The sequence below is a fragment of the Amycolatopsis saalfeldensis genome, assembly GCF_900110575.1.
GTDB lineage: Bacteria > Actinomycetota > Actinomycetes > Mycobacteriales > Pseudonocardiaceae > Amycolatopsis > Amycolatopsis saalfeldensis.
The window spans coordinates 291,334-311,304 of sequence record NZ_FOEF01000001.1; the positions used below are offsets into that span (position 1 = coordinate 291,334).

Annotated in this window: 24 protein-coding genes; 12 read left to right on the forward strand and 12 right to left on the reverse strand. The window is 71.3% G+C overall.

The genetic code is table 11. The features are described 5' to 3' along the window. Nucleotides 1-2: 2 nt before the first annotated feature. Complete coding sequence (gene pucL / locus BMY97_RS01220) at nt 3-875, reverse strand: factor-independent urate hydroxylase (RefSeq protein WP_091611193.1); 873 nt, start codon at nt 873-875, stop codon at nt 3-5. A 184-nt stretch (nt 876-1,059) separates the two neighbouring features. On the opposite strand from pucL, the gene BMY97_RS01225 reads away from it, so the two are divergent. Together BMY97_RS01225 and BMY97_RS01230 are read left to right on the forward strand one after the other, a co-directional pair. Then, the gene (locus BMY97_RS01225; protein ID WP_245787088.1) at nt 1,060-2,616 is read left to right on the forward strand and encodes a helix-turn-helix domain-containing protein; all 1,557 of its coding nucleotides are present in this window, start codon (nt 1,060-1,062) and stop codon (nt 2,614-2,616) included. A gap of 84 nt (nt 2,617-2,700) precedes the next feature. Further along, the gene (locus BMY97_RS01230; RefSeq protein ID WP_091611195.1) at nt 2,701-3,264 is read left to right on the forward strand and encodes a TetR/AcrR family transcriptional regulator; all 564 of its coding nucleotides are present in this window, start codon (nt 2,701-2,703) and stop codon (nt 3,262-3,264) included. On the opposite strand, the gene BMY97_RS01235 is transcribed toward BMY97_RS01230, so the two are convergent. Further along, on the reverse strand, nt 3,240-4,148 hold the full coding sequence (locus tag BMY97_RS01235) for a hypothetical protein (protein WP_245787089.1): 909 nt from the start codon (nt 4,146-4,148) through the stop codon (nt 3,240-3,242). The genes BMY97_RS01230 and BMY97_RS01235 overlap by 25 nt on opposite strands. Before the next feature lie 211 nt (nt 4,149-4,359). Here BMY97_RS01235 and BMY97_RS01240 point away from each other — a divergent pair, with 211 nt between their 5' ends. The 3 genes from BMY97_RS01240 to BMY97_RS01250 all read left to right on the forward strand — a co-directional run bounded on the left by BMY97_RS01240 (nt 4,360) and on the right by BMY97_RS01250 (nt 6,378). Beyond that, nucleotides 4,360-4,659: a YciI family protein gene (locus BMY97_RS01240; protein ID WP_091611198.1), complete on the forward strand. Its 300-nt coding sequence runs from the start codon at nt 4,360-4,362 to the stop codon at nt 4,657-4,659. Between the two features lie 181 nt (nt 4,660-4,840). Further along, nucleotides 4,841-5,650, forward strand: coding sequence for a dihydropteroate synthase (folP, locus tag BMY97_RS01245; RefSeq protein WP_425425223.1), 810 nt, complete (start codon nt 4,841-4,843; stop codon nt 5,648-5,650). Next, nucleotides 5,647-6,378 (forward strand): pyrimidine reductase family protein, encoded by a 732-nt coding sequence (locus tag BMY97_RS01250; protein ID WP_091611200.1) that lies wholly within the window; start codon nt 5,647-5,649, stop codon nt 6,376-6,378. The genes folP and BMY97_RS01250 overlap by 4 nt, the downstream gene beginning before the upstream one ends. Before the next feature lie 12 nt (nt 6,379-6,390). Here the strand turns inward: BMY97_RS01250 and BMY97_RS01255 are convergent, their stop codons facing one another. After that, on the reverse strand, nt 6,391-6,747 hold the full coding sequence (locus BMY97_RS01255; protein ID WP_091611203.1) for a nuclear transport factor 2 family protein: 357 nt from the start codon (nt 6,745-6,747) through the stop codon (nt 6,391-6,393). Nucleotides 6,748-6,792: 45 nt separating this feature from the next. After that, nucleotides 6,793-7,878: an FAD-dependent oxidoreductase gene (locus tag BMY97_RS01260; protein WP_342743988.1), complete on the reverse strand. Its 1,086-nt coding sequence runs from the start codon at nt 7,876-7,878 to the stop codon at nt 6,793-6,795. 101 nt (nt 7,879-7,979) lie between these two features. Here BMY97_RS01260 and BMY97_RS01265 point away from each other — a divergent pair, with 101 nt between their 5' ends. Beyond that, nucleotides 7,980-8,417, forward strand: coding sequence for a MarR family winged helix-turn-helix transcriptional regulator (locus tag BMY97_RS01265; protein WP_091611209.1), 438 nt, complete (start codon nt 7,980-7,982; stop codon nt 8,415-8,417). Nucleotides 8,418-8,463: 46 nt separating this feature from the next. Here the strand turns inward: BMY97_RS01265 and BMY97_RS01270 are convergent, their stop codons facing one another. Beyond that, on the reverse strand, nt 8,464-9,294 hold the full coding sequence (locus tag BMY97_RS01270) for a hypothetical protein (RefSeq protein WP_091612781.1): 831 nt from the start codon (nt 9,292-9,294) through the stop codon (nt 8,464-8,466). A 91-nt stretch (nt 9,295-9,385) separates the two neighbouring features. On the opposite strand from BMY97_RS01270, the gene BMY97_RS01275 reads away from it, so the two are divergent. Both BMY97_RS01275 and BMY97_RS01280 read left to right on the forward strand, forming a co-directional pair. Next, a complete protein-coding gene (locus BMY97_RS01275) occupies nt 9,386-10,255 on the forward strand; it encodes a response regulator transcription factor (RefSeq protein WP_218156650.1) in 870 nt (289 codons plus the stop codon). Between the two features lie 93 nt (nt 10,256-10,348). Further along, on the forward strand, nt 10,349-11,875 hold the full coding sequence (locus BMY97_RS01280) for an AMP-binding protein (RefSeq protein WP_091611214.1): 1,527 nt from the start codon (nt 10,349-10,351) through the stop codon (nt 11,873-11,875). A 3-nt stretch (nt 11,876-11,878) separates the two neighbouring features. Here BMY97_RS01280 and BMY97_RS01285 read toward each other — a convergent pair whose 3' ends face one another. The 5 genes from BMY97_RS01285 to BMY97_RS01305 form a co-directional block, all read right to left on the reverse strand. Then, entirely contained in the window at nt 11,879-12,427 is a 549-nt protein-coding gene (locus tag BMY97_RS01285; protein ID WP_091611217.1) for a dihydrofolate reductase family protein, read from the reverse strand. An 87-nt stretch (nt 12,428-12,514) separates the two neighbouring features. Continuing rightward, nucleotides 12,515-13,552 carry an LLM class flavin-dependent oxidoreductase gene (locus BMY97_RS01290; RefSeq protein WP_091611219.1) on the reverse strand — a complete coding sequence of 346 codons (1,038 nt, stop codon included), beginning with the start codon at nt 13,550-13,552 and terminating at the stop codon, nt 12,515-12,517. Continuing rightward, a complete protein-coding gene (locus BMY97_RS01295) occupies nt 13,552-14,064 on the reverse strand; it encodes an SRPBCC family protein (RefSeq protein WP_091611222.1) in 513 nt (170 codons plus the stop codon). The genes BMY97_RS01290 and BMY97_RS01295 overlap by 1 nt, the downstream gene beginning before the upstream one ends. 67 nt (nt 14,065-14,131) lie before the next feature. Next, nucleotides 14,132-14,656 carry a winged helix-turn-helix transcriptional regulator gene (locus BMY97_RS01300; protein WP_091611225.1) on the reverse strand — a complete coding sequence of 175 codons (525 nt, stop codon included), beginning with the start codon at nt 14,654-14,656 and terminating at the stop codon, nt 14,132-14,134. A 52-nt stretch (nt 14,657-14,708) separates the two neighbouring features. Next, complete coding sequence (locus BMY97_RS01305) at nt 14,709-15,098, reverse strand: cupin domain-containing protein (protein ID WP_091611228.1); 390 nt, start codon at nt 15,096-15,098, stop codon at nt 14,709-14,711. 52 nt (nt 15,099-15,150) lie between these two features. On the opposite strand from BMY97_RS01305, the gene BMY97_RS01310 reads away from it, so the two are divergent. Beyond that, on the forward strand, nt 15,151-16,116 hold the full coding sequence (locus BMY97_RS01310; RefSeq protein WP_091611230.1) for a helix-turn-helix domain-containing protein: 966 nt from the start codon (nt 15,151-15,153) through the stop codon (nt 16,114-16,116). On the opposite strand, the gene BMY97_RS01315 is transcribed toward BMY97_RS01310, so the two are convergent. Continuing rightward, a complete protein-coding gene (locus tag BMY97_RS01315) occupies nt 16,113-16,691 on the reverse strand; it encodes a TetR/AcrR family transcriptional regulator (RefSeq protein WP_091611233.1) in 579 nt (192 codons plus the stop codon). The genes BMY97_RS01310 and BMY97_RS01315 overlap by 4 nt on opposite strands. Nucleotides 16,692-16,765: 74 nt before the next feature. Here BMY97_RS01315 and BMY97_RS01320 point away from each other — a divergent pair, with 74 nt between their 5' ends. Both BMY97_RS01320 and BMY97_RS01325 read left to right on the forward strand, forming a co-directional pair. Next, a complete protein-coding gene (locus BMY97_RS01320) occupies nt 16,766-17,257 on the forward strand; it encodes a GNAT family N-acetyltransferase (protein ID WP_091611235.1) in 492 nt (163 codons plus the stop codon). Between the two features lie 174 nt (nt 17,258-17,431). Further along, nucleotides 17,432-18,613 (forward strand): lytic transglycosylase domain-containing protein, encoded by a 1,182-nt coding sequence (locus BMY97_RS01325; RefSeq protein ID WP_091611238.1) that lies wholly within the window; start codon nt 17,432-17,434, stop codon nt 18,611-18,613. Nucleotide 18,614: 1 nt separating this feature from the next. Here the strand turns inward: BMY97_RS01325 and BMY97_RS01330 are convergent, their stop codons facing one another. Continuing rightward, nucleotides 18,615-18,998 carry a winged helix-turn-helix transcriptional regulator gene (locus BMY97_RS01330; protein WP_091611241.1) on the reverse strand — a complete coding sequence of 128 codons (384 nt, stop codon included), beginning with the start codon at nt 18,996-18,998 and terminating at the stop codon, nt 18,615-18,617. A gap of 118 nt (nt 18,999-19,116) precedes the next feature. Between BMY97_RS01330 and BMY97_RS01335 the strand changes: the two genes are divergently transcribed. Beyond that, nucleotides 19,117-19,971: an SDR family oxidoreductase gene (locus BMY97_RS01335; RefSeq protein WP_091611244.1), complete on the forward strand. Its 855-nt coding sequence runs from the start codon at nt 19,117-19,119 to the stop codon at nt 19,969-19,971.

Genomic DNA, 19,971 nt, shown 5'->3' on the forward strand with positions numbered 1-19,971 from the left:
TTTCAGTTCCAGGCCGGGCCGGCGGGCGGCGCGTCGTCGCGCAGCACGGTGCCCTCGATCAGGCCGTACGGCCGATCGGCGGCGTGGAACACCTCACCGGGGTTGTCCAGCCCGAACGGCGAGAGGTCGGTCAGGAAGTTGTGCTTGTTCGGCAGCGAAAGCCGGACTTCGACGATCTCCGGCACCGTCTCCAGCACGCGGGTGCCCATCGCGTAGAGCGTCTGCTGCAGCGAGTAGCTGTACGTTCCGCCAAACGCGTCGAGCAACGACGCCAGCGCCGTGTCGTAGGCCTTGGCCCAGTCGGCCTCGTCGGCGGCGAAGCGCCAGGTGGCGGACACTGCCGTGGACAGGATGCGGTCCTTCGTCTCGGCGAGGGTGGTGTACTCCTCGCGCGGGAAGCCCCAGAACTCCGAGCCGGTCGAGTTGAGCACGGTCAGGTCCCGCACGCCGCCCAGCACCCAGGCGCGCTCGCCGTCGTAGGTCACGGTGGTGGTGCGGTTGCCGCCGCCGGAGCGGGCGAACGAGTGGTGCGCGGGCTTGCCGCCGACCTGCAGCCGCTGCCACGGGTAGGACTCGACCGCGACGCGCGCCGTCTGGATGCTCTCCTGCGACGTCACGAAATGGCGGGCCAGGCGCAGTGCGTAGTCCTCGATCTCGCCGATCCCGTCGCGGGCGAACGCGTGCACCGTGTTCTTCTGCGTGTCGGTGGCCAGGACCTTGTCGTTGGCCCCGGTGAGGTGGGTGTCGCTCATGTCGCCCGAGAGCGACACGCTCACGTTGAGGTCGGTGATCCGGTGCTCGTCGCCGTCGCGGTCGACGCGCACGAGCCGGTTCTCCGCCTTCCCGTAGCGGTTGTCACCCAGAACGATCGCCATGGTCTTCCCTTCCCGCGCTCTGCCTTCGATGTCTTGCAGTACACACGCCGCGACGTGGCGCGGACCACGGCAGATCCACTGAAAGGAGCGGGGTGCGCGAGGCCGGATTTCGTAGGTTCCTCCAAACGACGCGCCGGGTGGGGTGTGCGGTACTGATGAGGTCTCGAACACGGAAGGGAGGTGCGTGGTGCGGCTCGGTGCGCTGCTGGACACGCCGGGGCTGGGGCTGACGCTCCTGGCCGGCGCCGACGCGCTGGACCGCGAGTTCGAGCGCGTCTTCCAGGCGACCCTGCAGGATCCGACGCGGTACCTGGACGGCGGCGAGATCGTGCTGTGCGGCCTGCGCTGGCTGCCCGGCCCGGCCGACGCGGACGAGTTCGTCGGCACCCTGGCCGCGGCGGGCGTCGTCGCGCTGGGCGCGGGCACGGCCGAGGTCGGCGGCCCGGTGCCGGAGCACCTCGTGGAGTCGTGCCGCCGGGTCGGGCTGCCGCTGTTCGAAGTGCCGCTTTCGGTGTCCTTCGCGACGGTGACGGAACGCGTGATCCTCGGCCTGGCCGCCGAGCGCGAGGCCCCGGCGCAGGACTCGCACCGGCGGCTCATCGCGGCCGTCACCGAGGGCCGCGGGCTGCCCGCGCTGGTGGCCGCGGGCGCGGCCGAGCTGGCGGCGGACTGCTGGGTGCTCAGCGCGACGGGCCGCCTGATCGCCGGCCCGGACTCCCTGCCCGCCGATCGGCGCGCGTCGCTCGCCCGGCGCTTCCTGCGGGCCGAACGCCTGCCGTTGACGGTGAACCCCCAGGTCGACGCGGCCACGCCGGTCACCCTGCTCGCCGCGGCGAGCCGGTCCGGGCACCGCGTGGCCAGCTGGTTCCTGGTCGTCGACGGGGACTGCTCGGCGTGGCCGTCGTGGCGGCGTGAGCTGGCGCTGGAGCTGGCCCCGCTGGTCGGGCTGGAGCGAACGCGCGTCGACGAGGCCAAGCGCATCGAGAACCGCGCAGCCGAGCCGTTGCTACGGCTGGCGCTTTCCGACTCTCCGACGGCTGAGCTGGCGTCCCGGCTGGCAGCGGCGGAGTTCCCCGCGAAGTCGCAGCTGGTGGCGCTGTCCGCCGAGGTCTCGGGCGGCGGCCCCGGCCTGACGCCGGTACTGGTCGAGGAACTGCTGGCGGCCGTCTCCGGGCCGACGCTCGTCGGCACCGTGGACGGCGAGACTTTCGGCCTGTTCCCCGCTTTCCTGCGCCTCGACCGCGTGGCGGCGGACCTGCGCGAGGCCGTCCGCATCCTCGAACCGGCGCTGGGTTCGGCGCGGCTGGCCATCGGGCTGAGCCGGGCGCCGGACGCGGCGGGGCTGCGCGCGGGAATCCAGGAAGCCCGGCACGCGCGGACGCTCGCGGCGCTCTCGCCCGGCCGCGCGAGCGTGCTGGCGGGCGACGAGGTCGCGTCCCATCTGCTGCTGCTCGCCGCCGTGCCGGACGACCTGCGCCGCTCCTTCGGCGAAAAGGTGCTCGGCCCGGTCCTGGCCTACGACGCCGCGCACGGCTCCGAACTGCTGAGCACGCTGAAGGCCTTCCTCGAGCACTCGGGCTCCTGGACGCAGACGTCCGCCGCGCTGCACCTGCACGTGAACACCCTGCGGTACCGGGTGAGCCGGATCTCGGACCTCACCGGACGGGACCTGGGCCGGTTCGCCGACCGCGTCGACCTCTACCTGGCGGGCTGCTTCACGCAGGGCTGGGGCTGGTCGTGAGGCGCGCCCGGGGTGTCCGGCCCTAGCGCCTGACACCAGAGTGAACGGCAAACCCACTGACCGGTTGGTTGCTAGTCTGGGCCCATGGCTCGTGACGCGGAACAAACCCGACGCCGGCTCCTCGAAGCCGCCACCGCCGAGTTCTCCGGCTACGGCATCGCGGGCGCGCGCGTCGACCGGATCGCCGCCGCCGCGGGCTGCAACAAGGCGATGATCTACTCCTACTTCGGCAGCAAAGAGCAGCTGTTCGACGCGGTCTTCGACGAGCGGACGAAGGCGTTCTTCGCCGCCGTGCCGTTCGACGCCGGCGAACTCGCCGGATACACCGGGCGCGCGTTCGACTACTACGAGGACCATCCCGAGACGCTGCGACTGTCCACCTGGTACCGGCTCGAACGGCCCGCCGACGAGCACCTGCGCGCGATCACCGAAGCGAACGACGTCCGGCTCGGCGAGATCGGCCGCGCCCAGCAGGCGGGCGAGGTGCCGGGGCACTACTCGCCCGTGCAACTGGTCGTCCTGGTCCAGGCGCTGTCCGCGGCGTGGCACACCACGAACCCGGAACTCGGCCCGCGGCTGCCCGCCGATCGGGCCGAACGGCGGCGCACCCTCGTCGAGGCCGTTCAGGGATTGCTTGCGCGGAAATAGTCAGGGCTTTCTTTACCGCGCAGCGCGGAAAATAACGCGAAAATAACGGTCCCGGCGAGAACAGCGAGTGCGACAGCGGACAACCCGGTGTAAACGGCCGGCGCCGAGAACGGCGGAATTCCGGTGAAGGCCTCGATTCCGATGACGGCCGTCAGCACCGCGTCCGCGACAACGGCGAGCCACACCAGCCGGAGCCGCTGCCGTTCGGCCAGGCCGGTGAACCGCAGCAGCCAGGCCAGCCCGGGCAGCACCAGGATCGCGTGCATCGCCACGGCGTGCAGTGGTTTCAGCGCACCCGCCGTGGTGTAGGCCAGTTGAGGATCTCCGCCGCGCGCCTCGCCGACGCCGCGGGCGATCATCACCGCGCCGGTCGCGAGCGCGACCATCAGCACCAGCAGGCCGAAACGCACGGCCAGCCGTTGGCTCGGCGCCATCGCGCCCGGCGAGAGGAAGGCCGCGACGGTGAAGCCGAGCCCGGTCAGCACGATCACCCCGCCGCCGGCGGCGAGCGTCATCGAAACGGCCGCGTCGAAGCCCGTTTCGAAGTTGAAATGCGACGGGACCCCGCGCCACGCCTGCATGGTCACCAGCGCCACCTCGGTCACGCAGGCGAGGAGGAACGCGCCGAGCAGCACCGTCCGGCCCCGGACCGTGAGGTACGAGGTCGCCCACGCGACCGTCGCCAGGGTGAGGCCGAACGACAAGCCGAACGTGACCGCCTTGCGCAGCGAAACCGGACCGAGCCAGGTGCCGCCGGAGGCCAGCAGCACCACCGCGTTCGCCAGCCCGCCGGCGAAGAGCACGGCCCCCACCACGTACGCGGCGCGCTCGACTCGCCGGCCGTCCCGCCAGATGCGGCCCACGGCCGCCACCATCGGAGTCATACCGCCGAGTCTGGTGCCACGACAACGTTTCGTCGTCGTGCCGGTGTCGACACCGGCGTACGCAGGTTTACGTACGCCGGACGCATTAAAAAGGAACAAAAAGCCCCGGTAAAGGAATTCCGAAATTATTGACCGGGGGATGACTTTGCCCGTGGGACGCGACACTCGGGAGGAGGATGCAAGGTCGGCGCCGGAGTTCTACTCTGAAGTCATGTACATAGCCCTGCTGACATACACAGCGCCTCGAAACGAAGTCGACTACGCACTTCCGGAACACGCGGATTGGGTGCGGTCACACTTCTCGCACGGCTTGTTCCTGGTTTCCGGAAAAGGAAACGGGGATGCCGACCAGGTCATCCTCACCCGCCCGTGCCTGCGCGGCAAGCTGGACGCCGTGCTCGCCACCGACCCCTTCATCGTCCAGCGCCTCGCGCGCTACACCGTGATCGAGTTCTCCGCCACCCGCACCGCCCACGAATTCCACGCCATCAACGAGGCACTCGCCTCCTGAATCGGTCGAAGGCCCGCGCGCAGGTGGCCTCCGGCATCGTCGCCCGCCACCTGCCGGCCGTAATGCCGTCGTCTGCTCGCCTATGATCGCGGAGACCGACGCACCGGCACGGGAGAGCACATTGAAGACGCCCGACCTCGTCTTCCGAGGCCGCCGCCTCACCGGCGATCGCGCACTGGTGATGGCCATCGTCAACCGCACGCCCGATTCGTTCTACGACCACGGCGCCACCTTCGAAGAGCAGCGCGCGCAGGACGCCGTCCGCCGCGCCCGCGCCGAGGGAGCGGACCTCGTCGACATCGGCGGAGTGCCCGCCGGCCACGGCCCCGAGGTCACCGCGGCGGAGGAGATCAGCCGCGTCGTGCCGACCGTCGCCTGGGCCCGCGAGACCTTCCCCGACCTCGTGATCAGCGTCGACACCTACCGCGCCGAAGTCGCCGATGCCGTCTGCCGCGCCGGCGCGGACCTGGTCAACGACAACTGGGCCGCCGTCGAGCCGGAGATCCTGGACGTCGCCGCGCAGTACGGCGCCGGGTACATCTGCGCGCACACCAACGGTTTGCAGCCGCGCACGGAAGCCGTCCGGCCCGAGTACGACGACGTCGTCAAGGCCGTCATCGAGGCCACCACCGCGCTGGCCGAGCGGGCGCTGGAGCGCGGGGTGCCGCGGGAGGGCATCATGATCGACCCCTGCATCGACTTCGGGAAGAACTCCTACCAGTCGCTGGAGCTGCTGCGGAGTGTCGAGGCGCTGACCGCGACGGGCTGGCCGGTGCTGATGGCGCTGTCGAACAAGGACGTGATCGGCGAGACGCTGGACGTGCCGGTCGGCGAGCGCGTGAGCGGGACTCTCGCGGCGACGGCGGTGGCCGCGCTGCACGGGGCCGCGATGTTCCGCGCGCACCAGGTGCGCGAGACGCGGCACGTGGTGGAGATGGTGGCCAGCATCGCGGGCACGCGCCCGCCCGCGAGGGTGGTGCGTTCGCTGTGATCCGCGAGATCTGGCCCGGCAACCGCGACCTGGCCGACGCCGACCTGGAGCGGCTGTACTCCTACCCGGCGGACCCGAAGTGGCTGGCGGTGAACTTCGTCTCCAGCGCCGACGGCGGCGTGACGGTCGAAGGCCGCTCGGCCACGCTGTCGACCCCTGCGGACCGGATCGTCTACCGGCTGGGCAACGACCTCGCCGACGTCGTGCTGGTCGGCGCGGGGACGGCGCTGATCGAGGGTTTCGAAGGCGGGCAGCCGGACCAACAGGCCGCCGAGCGCCGCCGTCGGCACGGCCTGGACCCGATCGCGCCGGTCGCGGTGGTGACTTCGGGCCGCTCCCTGCCACCGGACGCGCCGGTGATCACGAAGGCCTCGGTGCCCACGATCGTCATCACCAGCGCGGCCGCGCCCGCGGACCTTCGCGCGGCCTGGTCCGCGGCGGGCGCGGACGTCATGGTCGCGGGCACCGACACCGTGGACTTCCGCGCAGCCGTCGACGGCCTGGTCGCCCGCGGCCTGCCCCGCATCGACTGCGAGGGCGGCCCGCACCTGTTCGCCTCCCTCGCCGCCGCCGGAGCAGTCGACGAGCTACGGCTGACGATCGCCCCGCTCCTGATCGCCGGCACCGCGTCCCGCATCGCCACCGGCGCCGGCCTGGACCCGGCCCGGCTGGAACTGGCCTCGGTCTTGGTCGAAGACGGGACGCTTTTGCTCCGTTACCTGCTTTGACAGCTCCGCGTCTCAGTGCTGGTGGTGCTCGTAGAAAGCGCGAACGCGGGCAGCCTGCCCCGCGGCGTCCAGCTCCACGACGTCGAGAACGCGATTGCCGTTCTCCCGGTGGTAGAACAGCGCGTACCCGTCCGGGCTGCTCAGGAGCGCCTCTTCGGTGAACGTCAGCCCCGGCGCCAGCTTCAGCCCCTGCTCGAAATGCAGCCGCAGCTCGTCCCGGCCGTGCAGCCGCCCATCCGCCCGCCCCCACCGCCGGACGACGGTGGACGCCACGAAGTCCACCCCCTCGGCGTAACAGGCCATGATCGCGTCGAGATCCCGGTCCTGCCAGGCCGCAAGCCAAGCATCCACGTGCGCCCGAGCATCCATGGTCGCAGTATGCCCCCGCCCGGAGCCGCCTCGCCCTGTCTGTGCTCACCGGTCGCGGGTCGGGTCCAGCAGCTCGGTGTACGCGGTCGTCCGCAGGTCACCGCCTTTCAGCTCGGCGGTCCGCTCCGCACCCAGCACTCCGATCCCCTCCTGGTACGTCGCGCCGCCGCGGGCGCCCAGCGGCAGCGAGATCCCCGGCGACGCCGGTCGGTAGGCCGTGAGCTCACCGCCCTCGATGAGCGCCCGGATGTTCGCGGCCACGACGTCGGCCTGCATTCCGGCCGCCCGCGCCATCTTCGCCTCCGGCAGGTCCACCAGGTCGCCGAGCGCGAAGACCCGGTCGTGGCCGTCGACGCGAAGGTGCGGGGTCACCCGCAGCGTCCCGGCCGCCGTCCGCGCGGGTGAGCCGGACAGGTAGCCCGAGGCCGGCGCGACGCCGAAGCAGCGAAACCACACGTCGGCGCTCACCTGATGCCCCGACCGCGTCGTCACGGTGAACGATTTCGCTTGTCCCGCCTCGGAAACCGGCTCCTCCGTCAGGCTGGTCTCCAGGAGCAACGTGACGCCCAGCGTGTCGAGCTGGCGGCGCAGCTCCGCACGGAACTCCTCGGGGTACCGCCCGCCGAGCACGTCCACCGCGGGGTCGACGATCGTCACGGCCTTGTCCGGCCAGCGGTCCTTGATCTCGCCGGTCAGCTCCAGCCCGACCGGGCCGGCGCCGAGCAGCAGCATCGAGCGCGCCTCGGCCACCGCCTCCCTCGCGGCGCGGAGCCGGGCTTTCGCCGCGACGGTCCCGAAAACGTCCATCTTCGCCGGGAACGGATACGCCGACCCCGTGGCGAGCACGACGTAATCAGCCACCACCCGCCGGCCTGACGAGAGCGTCACCGCGCCATCACCGTCACCGACCCGCACGACGTGGTCGCGGAGAATCCGGCCGTGCCGAAGCAAGTTCCCGTACGGCAGGAAAATCCGGTCCGTCCACTCGGGATCCACCAGCGCTCGCAACGCCGCGTTGTGGTGAACGAACTCCTCCCTCGGCTCGACGAGCAGCACCTCCGCGACGTCGTCAAGCGCCTTCGCCACCGCGATGCCGCCGTACCCGCCGCCGGCCACCACCACTCTCGCCATCACGCCGCCTTTGGTTCGTTATACTAACAGTTCGTAGTACGAACCACAGGTTAGTTCGCACTACGAACTGTCGTCAAGTAGGCTGTGCACAGGGAGGAGCCATGACGAAGACACTGCCCGCCGCGGAAATCGAGCTGGCTGGTTCCTTGGTGCGGCTTTCGCATCTGGTGCAGCACGTGTTCGCCGACGTCAGCCGGCAGCACGACCTGACGCCGCAACAGGCTCAGCTGCTGTGCGTGCTGATGAACGGGCCGCTGGGGATGTCGGAGCTGGGCCGGGTGCTGCACCTGGAGAAGTCCAGCCTCTCCGGCCTGGTCGACCGGGTGGTGCGCCGCGATCTGGCCACCCGCGGCCAGCACCGCACCGACCGCCGCACCAGCCAGGTCACCCTGACCGACCAAGGCCGCGCCCTGGCCCGCACAACCCACGACGGCATCGCCGCCGAGCTGGCCACCCTCCTCGCCGACCTGCCCCCAGCCAACCGAGCCCGCCTCGGCGCCGACCTCACCCACCTGCTCGCGGGCACCCACCTGGCCTGAGCTGCCGAGCACCAGGGCCGGCGACGCCACACACAGCCCGCGTTGATCAGTCCTCGTCCGCCGAAGCGGCTTTCACGGCCGCTTCCGCAGTCTCGAAAGCTGAGCGGGCGGCGGTAAGATCGTCGGCAGCTTGCGTGGCGCGGGCTTCCGCTTCGACGAGGCGGGTGCGGAGGTCGGTGACGCGGGCGTCGGCCTGTTCGGCTGCGTGCTCGGCGCGGATCAGGGCGCGTGCGGCTTCCGCGCGTTCCCCTTGGGCGGCGGCGGTTTTTCGGCGTTGTTCCTCGCGCCGGGCGCGGGCGCGTTCTCGGGCCTGGCGGTCCTCCTCGGCCTTTTTCCTTTCCGCAGAAGGGGAAGCGGCCTTCTTGGGTGGCGCTTTCGCCGGCTCGGGCTTCTTCGGCGCCGGGGAAAGCGGCATGGACAGCCACTGGTCCGCGTCCTGCTGGGCCATCGACGTCAGGCGTCCGGCCAGGGCCAGGGCGGCGACGGACGGGTCGGCGACCACCGCCTCCAGGGTTTCCTCCACCTCGCGGGCGACCGGATCGCTGAGGCCGGGAGCTTCTGCCATGATGCGGCGGACCAGCTCGTTGCGGCGGTGGGCCAAGTCGCGCAGTTCGGCGCCCGCGAGGTTCGTGTGGGCCGCACGCAGGCGCCGGCCCAGGTCGGCCAGCTCGGTCAGCGAGGCGGCCCCGTCGCGGGCCAGGCGGTTGACGAAGAAGGCCGCGCGAGTCGGTTTGCGCAGCGCGCGGATCCGGGCGGCCAGCTCACGGTCGCCGGCGGCCGTGGCGTCGCGCGCGGCGGCGGTGCGGGCCGCGACGAACTCGCCGGGCTCCCCCGAGCAGAGGGCCTCGGCGACGGTGTCGAAGTCCGGAACGTCCACCCCGCCACCGAACCACAACCGTGGTCCGATTGCGACGGACGGCGTAGCGTGAATGCCCCACCGCAGGTCGAGCGAGGCGAGGACGATGCCCATGACGTCATCGGGCCGACTCGCGCTGGCGGCCAGCCCCCTGGTCACCGGCGCGCTGCAGGCGCTCCAGCGCGCGACCGGGCTGCCCGTCGCGATGGGCGGGCCCGTCTCGGCGGGCTCGCGCTCCCTGGTGATCGACCAGCTGCGCGGCACGGCCACGCGCTCGTTGCAGCATCTGCAAGTCGACACCGGCGCCGGGCTCGGCGGCAAAGCCGTGGCGCTGAGGCGGCCGTCCACGGTCGTCGACTACCTGAGCGCGCAAGGCATCACGCACAAATACGACCGCGCCGTGGCTCCCGAGCAACTGCGGGCCATGGTCGCGCTGCCGGTGTGCGTCGGGGAGTCGACGCGCGCGGTGCTCTACGCCGCGACCCGCGATTCGATCACGTTCGGCGATCGGGTGCTGCGTGCCGCGACCGCGGTGGTGTCGAGGCTGGAACGGGACATCGAGGTGGAGGAAGAGGTCCGGCGCCGGATCGCGGCCCAGGCCTACGTTCCCCCGGGCGAGCAGCGACTCGCCGGGGAGCACCTGGAGCTGCACGCCGAACTGCTCGCGATCGCCGATTCGATGCACGACGTCGAGGCCCGCGCACGTTTGCTCGACGTCTGCGAACGCCTGCGCCCCGACCCCGATACCCACAACACAGACAGCGGAGACAGCGGCATCACGCTTTCCCCGCGGGAGCTGGACGTGCTGCGGCTCGTGGGCGCCGGCTGCACCAACGACGAGATCTCCGCGGGTCTGGGGCTGCGGGCCAACACCGTCAAGTCCTACCTCAAGCACGCGATGCGCAAGCTGGACGCCTCGAACCGGATCCAGGCGGTGAACCGGGCGCGCGCGGCCGGGCTGCTGGCCGGACCGCACGACTGACCACCCTCTTTGTGGGGTGGCCGGTACCACCGGCCGCGAGTCATCATCGCCTCGCGGGCGGTGTCGCCCGCAACGCAGCGAAGGGACCGGCACGTGTTCTACGACCTCGGCGTCCGCGATTTCCTCGACCGCGCGGAGTCCGTCTACCCGGACCGGATCGCGGTGGTGGACGAGCCCGACCAGCCCGCCGCGCCGTGGGGCGAGGTGACCTACCGGGAGCTGGCCCGCCGCGCCGGCGCGCAGGCCGCGAACCTCGACGCCCTCGGTGTGCCCGTGGGCGGGCGCGTCGCGATCGTTTCGCACAACTCCGCGCGGTTGCTGACGTCGTTCTTCGGCGTCTCCGGCTGGGGTCGGGTGCTGGTGCCGGTGAACTTCCGGCTCGCCGCCGCGGAAGTCCGGTACATCGTCGAGCATTCCGGGGCCGAGGTGGTCATGATCGACCCGGAGCTGAAGCCGCTGCTGGACACCGTCACCGCGAAGCACGTGTACGTGCTGGGCGAGCACGACGAGCAGATCTTCGGCGGTGACGGCGAGCCGCGGCCGTGGGCCGGCGACGAATCGGCCACGGCCACGCTGAACTACACCTCCGGCACCACCGCGCGCCCCAAGGGCGTGCAGCTCACGCACCGCAACCTCTGGCTGAACGCCGCCGTTTTCGGGCTGCACACCACGTTGAACGACAACGACGTGCTGCTGCACACCCTGCCGATGTTCCACGCGAACGGCTGGGGCATGCCCTACGCCGTCACCGGCCTCGGCGGGCGGCACATCGTGCTGCGGAAGGTGGACGGCACCGAGATCCTCCGGCGCATCGAAGAGCACGGCGTCACGATCATGTGCGCCGCGCCCGCGGTGGTCACGGCCGCCCTCGACGGCGCGGCGAAGTGGGAGGGCGAGGTGCCGGGCCGCGACCGCGTGCGGATCGTCGTGGCCGGCGCGCCGCCGCCGACCCGCACCATCGAGCGGGTGCGCGCGGAGCTCGGCTGGGAGTTCATCCAGATCTACGGCCTCACCGAGACCTCGCCGCTGCTCACGGTGAACCGGTTCCGCAGCGAGTGGGCGGACCTCGACCCGCACGAGCAGGCGAAGCGCCTCGGCCGCGCCGGCACGCCCGCGCTCGGCGTCCGGGTGTCGATCGACACCGACGGCGAGGTGCTGGTCCAGTCGAACATGAACCTCGACGGCTACTGGGAGAACCCGGAAGAGACCGCCCGCGTGCAGGAGGGCAACTGGTTCCACACCGGCGACGGCGGCTCGTTCACCGACGGGTACCTCACCATCGCCGACCGGAAGAAGGACGTGATCATCACCGGTGGCGAGAACGTCTCGTCCATCGAGGTGGAGGACGCGCTGTCCTCGCACCCGGCCGTCCGCGAGGTCGCGGTGATCGGCATCCCGGACCAGAAGTGGGGCGAACTCGTCACGGCGCTCGTGGTCACCGACGGCTCCCCCGTGACGGCCGAGGAGCTGATCACCCACTGCCGCGATTACCTGGCGGGCTACAAGTGCCCGAAACGCGTGGAATTCCTCGACGAGCTGCCCCGCACGGCGACCGGGAAGATCCAGAAGTTCAAGCTGCGCAAGCCTTTCTGGGACGGCCAGGACCGGCAGGTGAACTGATCCTCACCGGACCGGACGGTAGACGAGCTGCAGCACTCCGTTGCCGAACGCCTTCGACCGGGCCAGCTCGAAGTCGAACGACGGCCCCTCGACCGGGAAGAGGCGCCGTCCGCGGCCGACGACGACGGGGTACTGCAGCAGGGTCAGCTCGTCGACCAGGCCGGCGCCCAGCAGCCAGCGCACCAGCGTGGTGCTGCCGCTGGTCATGATGTCGCCGCCTTCGCCGGCCTTCAGCCCGGCGAGCGCCGTGGCGAGGTCGCCCTCCAGCAACGTCGAGTTCTGCCATCCGACGCTCGTCAACGTGGTCGACGCGACGTACTTGCGCACGCTGTTCATGAACTCCGCGCCCGGGTCGTCGGCCACCGTGCGGCCCGGCCACGACTCCGCGAAGCCCTCGTAGGTGACCCGGCCGAGCAGCATCGTGTCCGCGTCCGCCATGCCGGCGCCGACGGCGTGCTCGAGCTCCTCGTTCCAATAGGACAGTGACCACTGATCCGGCGCCTCGACCACGCCGTCCAGCGAAATGAACAAAGTGGACACGATCTTGCGCATCGGCGGGGCTCCTCGGCTCGGGAATGCCGCCACTATCGCGCAGGCGGACCGGCCGTGCAGGCGTTTCGCCGAAGCCGCTCGGAACGGTCAGCCGACCTGGCGCACCAGGTCGAGGGCCCGGCCCAGAGTGGTGAGCTTCGCGTCGAGCGTCTCGCCCGACGGGTACAGGCGGACGGTGTCGACGCCGGCGTCGCGCCACACACGCAGGCGCTCGCGGACCATGTCCTCGGTGCCGATCAGCGTGGTGCCCAGCACCATCTCGTCCGTGACGAGTGCGGTGGCGCCGTCGCGATCGCCGGCCAGCCAACGCTCGCGGACCTCGGCCGCGACCTCGGCCCAGCCCTGGCGGCTGTACGCGTCGTTGTAGAAGTTCGTGCTCGCGGAGCCCATGCCGCCGAGGGAAAAAGCCAGCTCCTTCTTACGGCCGGCCACCATCGTCCGCAGTTCGTCTTCATCGGCGGCGAACGCGACTTCGGCGCCCTGGCAGACGTCCAGGTCCTTGCGCACTCGCCCGGACTTCGCGAGCCCGGCGTCGATGGGGCCGAAGTAGGCGCTCGCGCCTTCGGGCACGAAGCTGGTGCCGAGCCAGCCATCGGCGATCTCGCCGGTCAGCTCCAGCAGCTTCGGCGAGAGCGTGGCCAGGTAGATCGAGATGTCCTCGTTCGGCTTCGACGACAGCCGCATCGGCCGCGCCTCGCCCGGCAGCGGGATCTCGAAAGCCTTGCCGGAGAAGGAGATCTTCTCACCGGCGAAGGCCTGGCGGATGATCTCGACGGTCTCGCGCATCCGCGTCAGCGGCTTCGCGAACGGCACCCCGTGCAACCCCTCGATCACCTGCGGGCCGGACGCGCCGAGGCCGAGTGAGAACCGGCCGCCGGACACCTCCGCGAGCGTCAGCGCGGCCTGCGCGATCGCGACCGGCGTGCGGGTGCCGAGCTGGATGATCCCGGAGCCGAGCCGCAACCGCTCCGTGCGCCCGGCGAGGTAGCCGAGCACCGACGGCGCGTCGGAGCCCCAGGCCTCGGCGACCCAGCACCCGTCGAGGCCCAGTTTCTCGGCCTCCAGCACAAAAGCGAGCGTTTCCGCCCAGCCGCCGGACGCCTCGACCGTGGTAGCCGTCCGCATCACTTCGCGGCCTCGACGCGGTCCTTGATCGCCGCGATGGTCGCGGTCATCGAGTTCTCGAACTCGCGCATCCGGACGAAGACGATCTTCTGCTCCTTGTCCGGCATCCGGTCGATCGCCAGCGACAGGCCCGAGCGCCCCGGGCCTATCCGCATCCACTGGGTGAGCCGGGTGCCGCCGTTCTCCGGAGTCAGGGTGAACCGCCAGGTCGCGGTCGGGTTCTCGGCGTCCTGGACGGCCCAGGCGAACACCCGCGGCTCGTCGCATTCGACGACGAACGACTTCGTCTGCCACTCGCCGAGCGCGTCGTGCTTGCTGCTGCCGAGGAACGCGTGGCCCAGCGCCGGGCCCGTGACGCCGTCGCACCACTCGACGGACTGCAGCTCCTGGCTCATCGAGGGCATCAGCCGGACGTCGGCCACGACCTGCCACACGCGCTCGGGGTCGCCGTCGATCCACGTCGTGGCCTCGACCGTGGGATTGTCCGCGTACCGCGCGCCGGTCCACTCCATCGTGGTGCGCCTCCTCGCTCGTCAGAATGGCTCTGACCACGATAGTTGCGTAGTGAAACCCAGGTTGTCAACGCGACGGCCGGCGCTGGGCCTCCTGCCGGGCGAACCGCGCCTCGACGTCGGGCCGGTGCGCGATCCGCTCCGGGAAGCCGGGGCCGCGGCGCATCCGCGTCGACTCCGCCGTGAGCCGCTCGCCGCATTCCGCGCACACCACTTCGGCGTGCGTCTCGTGCCCGCAGTCCTTGTGCTGCATGGTGATCGGCGGGCCGGCCTCGGTGGCGAGCCAGCGGTCGCCCCACGCCGTCATCGCGGCGAGCACGCTCCAGAAGTCACGGCCCTTCTCGGTCAGCACGTAGTCGTAACGCACCGGCTCGGCCTGGTACGGCCGCTTCTCCAGCAGGCCCTCATCGACCAGCCGCCGGAGCCGGTCGGCGAGGGTGTTGCGCGCGATGCCGAGCGCCTGCTGGAACTCGTCGAAGCGCGTGACGCCGTAGAACGCGTCACGCAGCACCAGCGGCGTCCACCAGTCCCCGAGCAGGTCCATGGTCCTCGCGATGGAGCACGGCCACTGCGCGAAGGAGGTCCGTTTCATGGCGCCGAGGGTACGCCGTCTCAGACTGAAACCCAGCAGCTGAAGGCCGTGATCAAACGCGATGGCCCACGGTCACGTCCACGTGGTCGGGCACTTCTTCGTGCTGGTCGCCCACCGAGAGCGTGCCCGTCGGCTCCACCAGCAGCACGGCCGCGCCCGCCTTCGAGGACGGCTTGTGGAACGTGCCGCGCGGGACCACGAAGACCGATCCACGGGCGACTGTGACCACGCGCTCGCCCGCGGGCTCACGCAGGCCGATCTCGATCTCGCCGTCGAGGACCAGGAAGAACTCGTCGGTGTCCTCGTGGACGTGCCACACGTGCTCGCCGGCGAAGCGCGCCAAGCGGATGTCGTAATCGTTGACGGTGTCGACGATGCGGGGGCTCCACACGGCGTCGAAACCGTCGAGCACGGACTGCAGGTTGATGGGGTTTTCGCTCATGAGAACGATTCTCGGCCTGGTCATCCGGCGACGGGAGTGCTAGGAATCGCATATGCCGCAAGAATCCTCGCACCGGGTCGTGATGGTGGTGGACGAGGGCTCGAACCCGTCCGAAATGGGTGTCGCCACCGAGTTGTTCGGCCTGCGCCGGCCGGAGCTGGACCGTCCGTGGTACGAGTTCACGCTCGCCGCCGCCGGCTCGGAAGTGACCATGCACCTGGGGATGTTCACGTTGTCCGGGGTGGCGGGACTGGACGCCGTCGACGCGGCGGACACGGTGATCGTGCCGAACCGCCCGGACCCCGAGGCACCCGCGCATCCCGGCGTGCTGGCCGCGATCCGGCGCGCGGCGACCCGGGGCGCGCGGCTGATGAGCTTCTGCACCGGCGCGTTCACCCTCGCCGAAGCGGGTGTCCTGGACGGACGGCGGGCGACCACGCATTGGCGCTGGGCGGCGGAGTTCACGGCCCGGTACCCGCGGGTGCGGCTGGAGCCGGACGTCCTGTTCGTGGACGAGGGCAGCGTGCTCACGGCGGCGGGCAGCGCGGCGGCGCTGGACCTGGGCCTGTACGTGATCCAGCGCGACCACGGCGCGGAAATCGCGAACGCCGTCAGCCGGCGGCTGGTCTTCGCCGGGCACCGCGACGGCGGCCAGCGGCAGTTCGTGGCCCGGCCGGTGCCCGCGGTGCCGGACACCTCGCTCGCGCCGGTGCTGGAGTGGGCGCGGGCGAACCTGGGCCGCGCGCTGACCGTCGCGGATCTGGCCGCGCGCGCCGCCACGAGCCCGGCCACGCTCCACCGCCGCTTCCGCGCGGAACTCGGCACCACGCCGTTGTCGTGGCTGACCACGGAACGCGTGACGCTGGCCTGCCGCCTGATCGAACGCGGCGAGCTGCGCCTCGACCACATCGCGTCCGCCAGCGGCTTCGGCACCGCGGCCAACCTCCGCGCCCAGCTGCGGCGGCACACCGGACTGAGCCCTTCGGAGTACCGGCGACGCTTCGGTCCTGCCGCCTAGAGCGCCGAAACGGCAGTGCCGACCGCCTCGCGCTGCACGACCGGCGAGTAAGTCTCCGGATCCGCGGCGGCAAGCGTGTTGAGGCCTTCAACCAGCGCCACCAGCCGTTTCGCCGCCGCCCGACATCGCCCATCCGTCCATTCAGGACGGACAACACCGGTCAGGCGCGCGATGCGGGTGACGAACGAGCGGTTGTTCGCGCGGTGCCGGTCGGCCAGTTCCGGATCGGCCAACGCGGCCGCGAGGAAGCCAACCCAGACGCGCGCCTCGTCGGCCGCTTCCGGGGTGAGCGTGACTGCCCGCAGAAGCACGTCGCGCAGCACGGTCCGGGGCTCTCCGCCCGCGTCCTGCACCGCGTCCGCGCGGGCCGCGGTGCGCTCGTGCAGCAGCTCCCGGGCGTGTAACAGCAGCGCGCGCTTGCTCGGGAACGCGTGCATGACCAGCCCGCTGGTGCAGCCGGCCCGGCCGGCGACCGCGCGGACCGTCAAGCCGGGCAGCCCCGACTCCGCCAGCACCTGCCAGACGGCGCCCGACAGCAGTTCCCGCTGAGCGGCGACGTCACGCTGCCTTGGCATCCCGGCCTCCGTTCCGTAACATCCGTTACCGTAACAGATGTTCCGAAACCGTGAGCCCCACCGCCGGGAGTGCCGTGATCAGCATCGAACCCTGGGACGCTCCCGACGCCGTCGCGCTTCGGCGGGCTCAGCGAGACGAGCTCGACGCCCGCTACGAGACCGCCGGCCACGAGGCCGGGCCGGTCCCGACCGCCGAGAGCATCACCGTGTTCCTGGTCGCCCGCGACGAGGACGGCAAGCCCACCGGCTGCGGCGGCCTCCGCCGGCTCGGCCCGGGCGAAGCCGAGATCAAGCGCATGTACGTCGTTCCGGGAGCACGTGGCTCCGGCCTCGCCACCCGGCTGCTGCGCGCCCTCGAAGAGCAGGCCCGCGGCCACGACATCACCCGGCTGCTGCTGGAGACCGGCGTCCGCCAACCGGAAGCCATCCGCTTCTACGAACGTGAGGGGTACCGCGCGATCGACGCTTTCGGCGCCTATCGCGAAGACCCGCTGGCCCGCTGTTACGCCCGCGAAATCACCGCCGTTACTCCGTTCGGCCTATTCACCGAAAACGCCGCCGAATAGCCGGTTACACCCGTAAAACCTTGGTGAAAAAGGACAGTCGGCCGACGATGGATTTATGCCAGATGGACGAAAGTTGGCCGTCTAGGACAAATTCCGCTCAGTGGCTCACCGAATCCCGTCGGCATCGGCTAACTTGGCGAGCGGTGCAGGTCCAACAAGACGGGGAGTGACCACATGCCGAAACACCGGCCACGCCCGGAGCGCGCGCGCTCGGTCCGGCACCGGACGGCGGCCGCCCTCGCGGGTGGCGCGCTCGTCGTGCTGCCGACGGTGACCGCGTCGGGCCTGCCGACCCCGCTCGCCGTGCAGAGCCCGCTCGGCAGCGGGCAGCCGGCACTGGCCGCGCCGTTCTTCCCGCCGGACATCGCACTCCCGCCGATCGCCGTGGACGGCAGCCTGCCGCAGCCGCCGGTCCCCCAGCCGCTGACGGTGCCCGGCGCGCAGGCCGGCAACGGGTCCTCGGCGCCGTCCGGGCCGCTCGGCATTCCCGGCAGCATGCTCAAGGCATACAAGAACGCCGCCGACATCATGGCCAAGGAACAGCCCGGCTGCCACCTCGACTGGGCGCTGATCGCCGCCATCGGCCGCATCGAGTCGAACCACGCGCGCGGCGGCTATGTGAACAGCGCCGGCAACACGCTCGAGCCGATCCTGGGCCCGGTGCTCAACGGCTCCGGCGGGTTCGCCGCGATCCGCGACACCGACGGCGGCCGTTACGACGGCGACCGCACGTGGGACCGCGCCGTCGGCGCCATGCAGTTCATCCCGTCGACCTGGAACGGTTACGCCTCCGACGGCAACGGCGACGGCGTCGCCGACCCGAACAACGTCTACGACGAGTCGCTGGCCACCGCGCGGTACCTGTGCTCCGGCGGTCTGGACCTGTCCAGCGACGCGATGCAGCGGCTGGCCGTGCGCCGGTACAACAATTCACAGTCCTATGTGGACACCGTGATGTCCTACGCCGCGGCGTACCGCGGCGGGGTCTCGCAGCTGCCGGACAGCCAGGTCCCGATCGGCGCGCCGCCGGGACCGGGCGCCGTCGACGCCGCCGCGGGCAGCCCGGGCGGGGACCCGGCGCCGCCGGTCACGCAGCCGCCGCCGTCGAGCGTGCCGCCTTCGCAGCTGCCGCCGACCAGCACGACGCCGACCAGCAGCTCGCCCACGACGCCGACCAGCCCGTCGACCAGCCCGACGTCGAGCACGCCGACCAGCGACAGCCCGCCGCCGACGACCTCGACCACGCCGACCACTCCCACGACGCCGACCAGCCCGGCCACCACGTCCTCGTCGGGCGCCCCGGCGGACTCGGGCAGCAGCTCCGCGCCGTCGACCAGCGGCACGCCGGCCGGCTGAATCAGGAGTCGCGGCGCGCCTGGTCGTAGTCCTCGCGCGCCGCCAGGACCCGCGGGGTCCGACGCTCGGTCCAGCACGCCAGCACGCCCACCTGCTCGGCCGCCTCACACCCGAGCGAGGTGAGCGAATAGTCGACGCGCGGCGGGATCACGGGCTTGGCGTCGCGGTCCACGAAACCGTCGCGCTCCAGCGTCTGCAGGGTCTGGGCCAGCATCTTCTCGCTCACGCCGCCGACCTCGCGCCGCAGCTCGCTGAACCGGTACGAGCGCTCCAGCAGCGCGATGAGCACCAGCACACCCCAACGGCTGGTCACGTGTTCGAGCACCCCGCGCGAGGGGCAGTCCGCGCGCTTGACGTCGGGGGCCAGGTCGATCGCCTCGGTCATGCCTGCTCCTCCTCATTACGGGAATGCCAGTACCTTACCCCAAAGTGGGTACTATATTTGGGTTAGTAACCCTCCTAGGGTGAGTGAACACCGTCCACTCGACCTGAGGACCATCAGCATGAGCATCGTCATCACCGGAGCCACCGGCCAGCTCGGCCGGCTCGTCGTCGCGGACCTGCTGGTGGCGGGCGTCGCCCCGGACGACGTCACCGCCATCGCCCGCAGCGAGGAGAAGGCCGCCGACCTGGGCGTCCACGTGCACGTCGGCGACTACGACCGGCCGGAAACGCTCGAAGGCGCGTTCGCACCGGGCGACCGCGTGCTGCTGATCTCCGGCTCGGAGGTCGGCAAGCGCGTCCCGCAGCACGGCGCCGTGATCGACGCCGCGAAGGCCGCGGGCGTCGCCCAGTTCGTGTACACCGGCGCGTTCGGCGGCCCGAAGGCGGACTTCGCACTCGCCGACGAGCACCGCGCGACCGAGGACCTGGTGCTCGCTTCCGGTCTGCCGTATACGTTCCTGCGCAACAACTGGTACACCGACATCTACACCGCCGGCCTCGCGGACACGATCGCGCGCGGCGCCGTCACCAACGCCGTTCCGCCGGAAGGACGCATCGCCACGGCGAGCCGCGCGGACTACGCGGCGGCGACGGCGGTCGTGCTGCGCACCGAAGGGCACCTCAACGCCGTGTACGAGCTGAGCGGCGACACGGCGTGGACGTTCGGGGAGTTCGCCGCCGAGGTCGCCCGGCAGAGCGGGCAGCCGGTGGCGCACAACTCCGTGAGCGCGGAGGAGAACAAGAAGATCCTGTTCTCCGCCGGGCTGCCGGACGCCTACGCCGGGATCCTGACCGATGTGGACGCCGCCATCGGCCGCGGCCTCCTCGCGGGCACCCCGGGCGACCTGTCGCGGCTGATCGGACGGCCGACGACGCCGATCGCCGACTCGATCGCGGCGGCGCTGGCCGGCTAA

Bases quoted from the DNA above. Each gene is read 5' to 3' on its own strand.
- pucL (WP_091611193.1), bottom strand. From the start codon at position 875: ATGGCGATCGTTCTGGGTGACAACCGCTACGGGAAGGCGGAGAACCGG.
- BMY97_RS01230 (WP_091611195.1), top strand. From the start codon at position 2,701: ATGGCTCGTGACGCGGAACAAACCCGACGCCGGCTCCTCGAAGCCGCC.
- BMY97_RS01235 (WP_245787089.1), bottom strand. From the start codon at position 4,148: ATGACTCCGATGGTGGCGGCCGTGGGCCGCATCTGGCGGGACGGCCGG.
- BMY97_RS01240 (WP_091611198.1), top strand. From the start codon at position 4,360: ATGTACATAGCCCTGCTGACATACACAGCGCCTCGAAACGAAGTCGAC.
- folP (WP_425425223.1), top strand. From the start codon at position 4,841: ATGGCCATCGTCAACCGCACGCCCGATTCGTTCTACGACCACGGCGCC.
- BMY97_RS01255 (WP_091611203.1), bottom strand. From the start codon at position 6,747: ATGGATGCTCGGGCGCACGTGGATGCTTGGCTTGCGGCCTGGCAGGAC.
- BMY97_RS01260 (WP_342743988.1), bottom strand. From the start codon at position 7,878: ATGGCGAGAGTGGTGGTGGCCGGCGGCGGGTACGGCGGCATCGCGGTG.
- BMY97_RS01265 (WP_091611209.1), top strand. From the start codon at position 7,980: ATGACGAAGACACTGCCCGCCGCGGAAATCGAGCTGGCTGGTTCCTTG.
- BMY97_RS01275 (WP_218156650.1), top strand. From the start codon at position 9,386: ATGACGTCATCGGGCCGACTCGCGCTGGCGGCCAGCCCCCTGGTCACC.
- BMY97_RS01285 (WP_091611217.1), bottom strand. From the start codon at position 12,427: ATGCGCAAGATCGTGTCCACTTTGTTCATTTCGCTGGACGGCGTGGTC.
- BMY97_RS01290 (WP_091611219.1), bottom strand. From the start codon at position 13,552: ATGCGGACGGCTACCACGGTCGAGGCGTCCGGCGGCTGGGCGGAAACG.
- BMY97_RS01295 (WP_091611222.1), bottom strand. From the start codon at position 14,064: ATGGAGTGGACCGGCGCGCGGTACGCGGACAATCCCACGGTCGAGGCC.
- BMY97_RS01300 (WP_091611225.1), bottom strand. From the start codon at position 14,656: ATGAAACGGACCTCCTTCGCGCAGTGGCCGTGCTCCATCGCGAGGACC.
- BMY97_RS01305 (WP_091611228.1), bottom strand. From the start codon at position 15,098: ATGAGCGAAAACCCCATCAACCTGCAGTCCGTGCTCGACGGTTTCGAC.
- BMY97_RS01310 (WP_091611230.1), top strand. From the start codon at position 15,151: ATGCCGCAAGAATCCTCGCACCGGGTCGTGATGGTGGTGGACGAGGGC.
- BMY97_RS01315 (WP_091611233.1), bottom strand. From the start codon at position 16,691: ATGCCAAGGCAGCGTGACGTCGCCGCTCAGCGGGAACTGCTGTCGGGC.
- BMY97_RS01325 (WP_091611238.1), top strand. From the start codon at position 17,432: ATGCCGAAACACCGGCCACGCCCGGAGCGCGCGCGCTCGGTCCGGCAC.
- BMY97_RS01330 (WP_091611241.1), bottom strand. From the start codon at position 18,998: ATGACCGAGGCGATCGACCTGGCCCCCGACGTCAAGCGCGCGGACTGC.
- BMY97_RS01335 (WP_091611244.1), top strand. From the start codon at position 19,117: ATGAGCATCGTCATCACCGGAGCCACCGGCCAGCTCGGCCGGCTCGTC.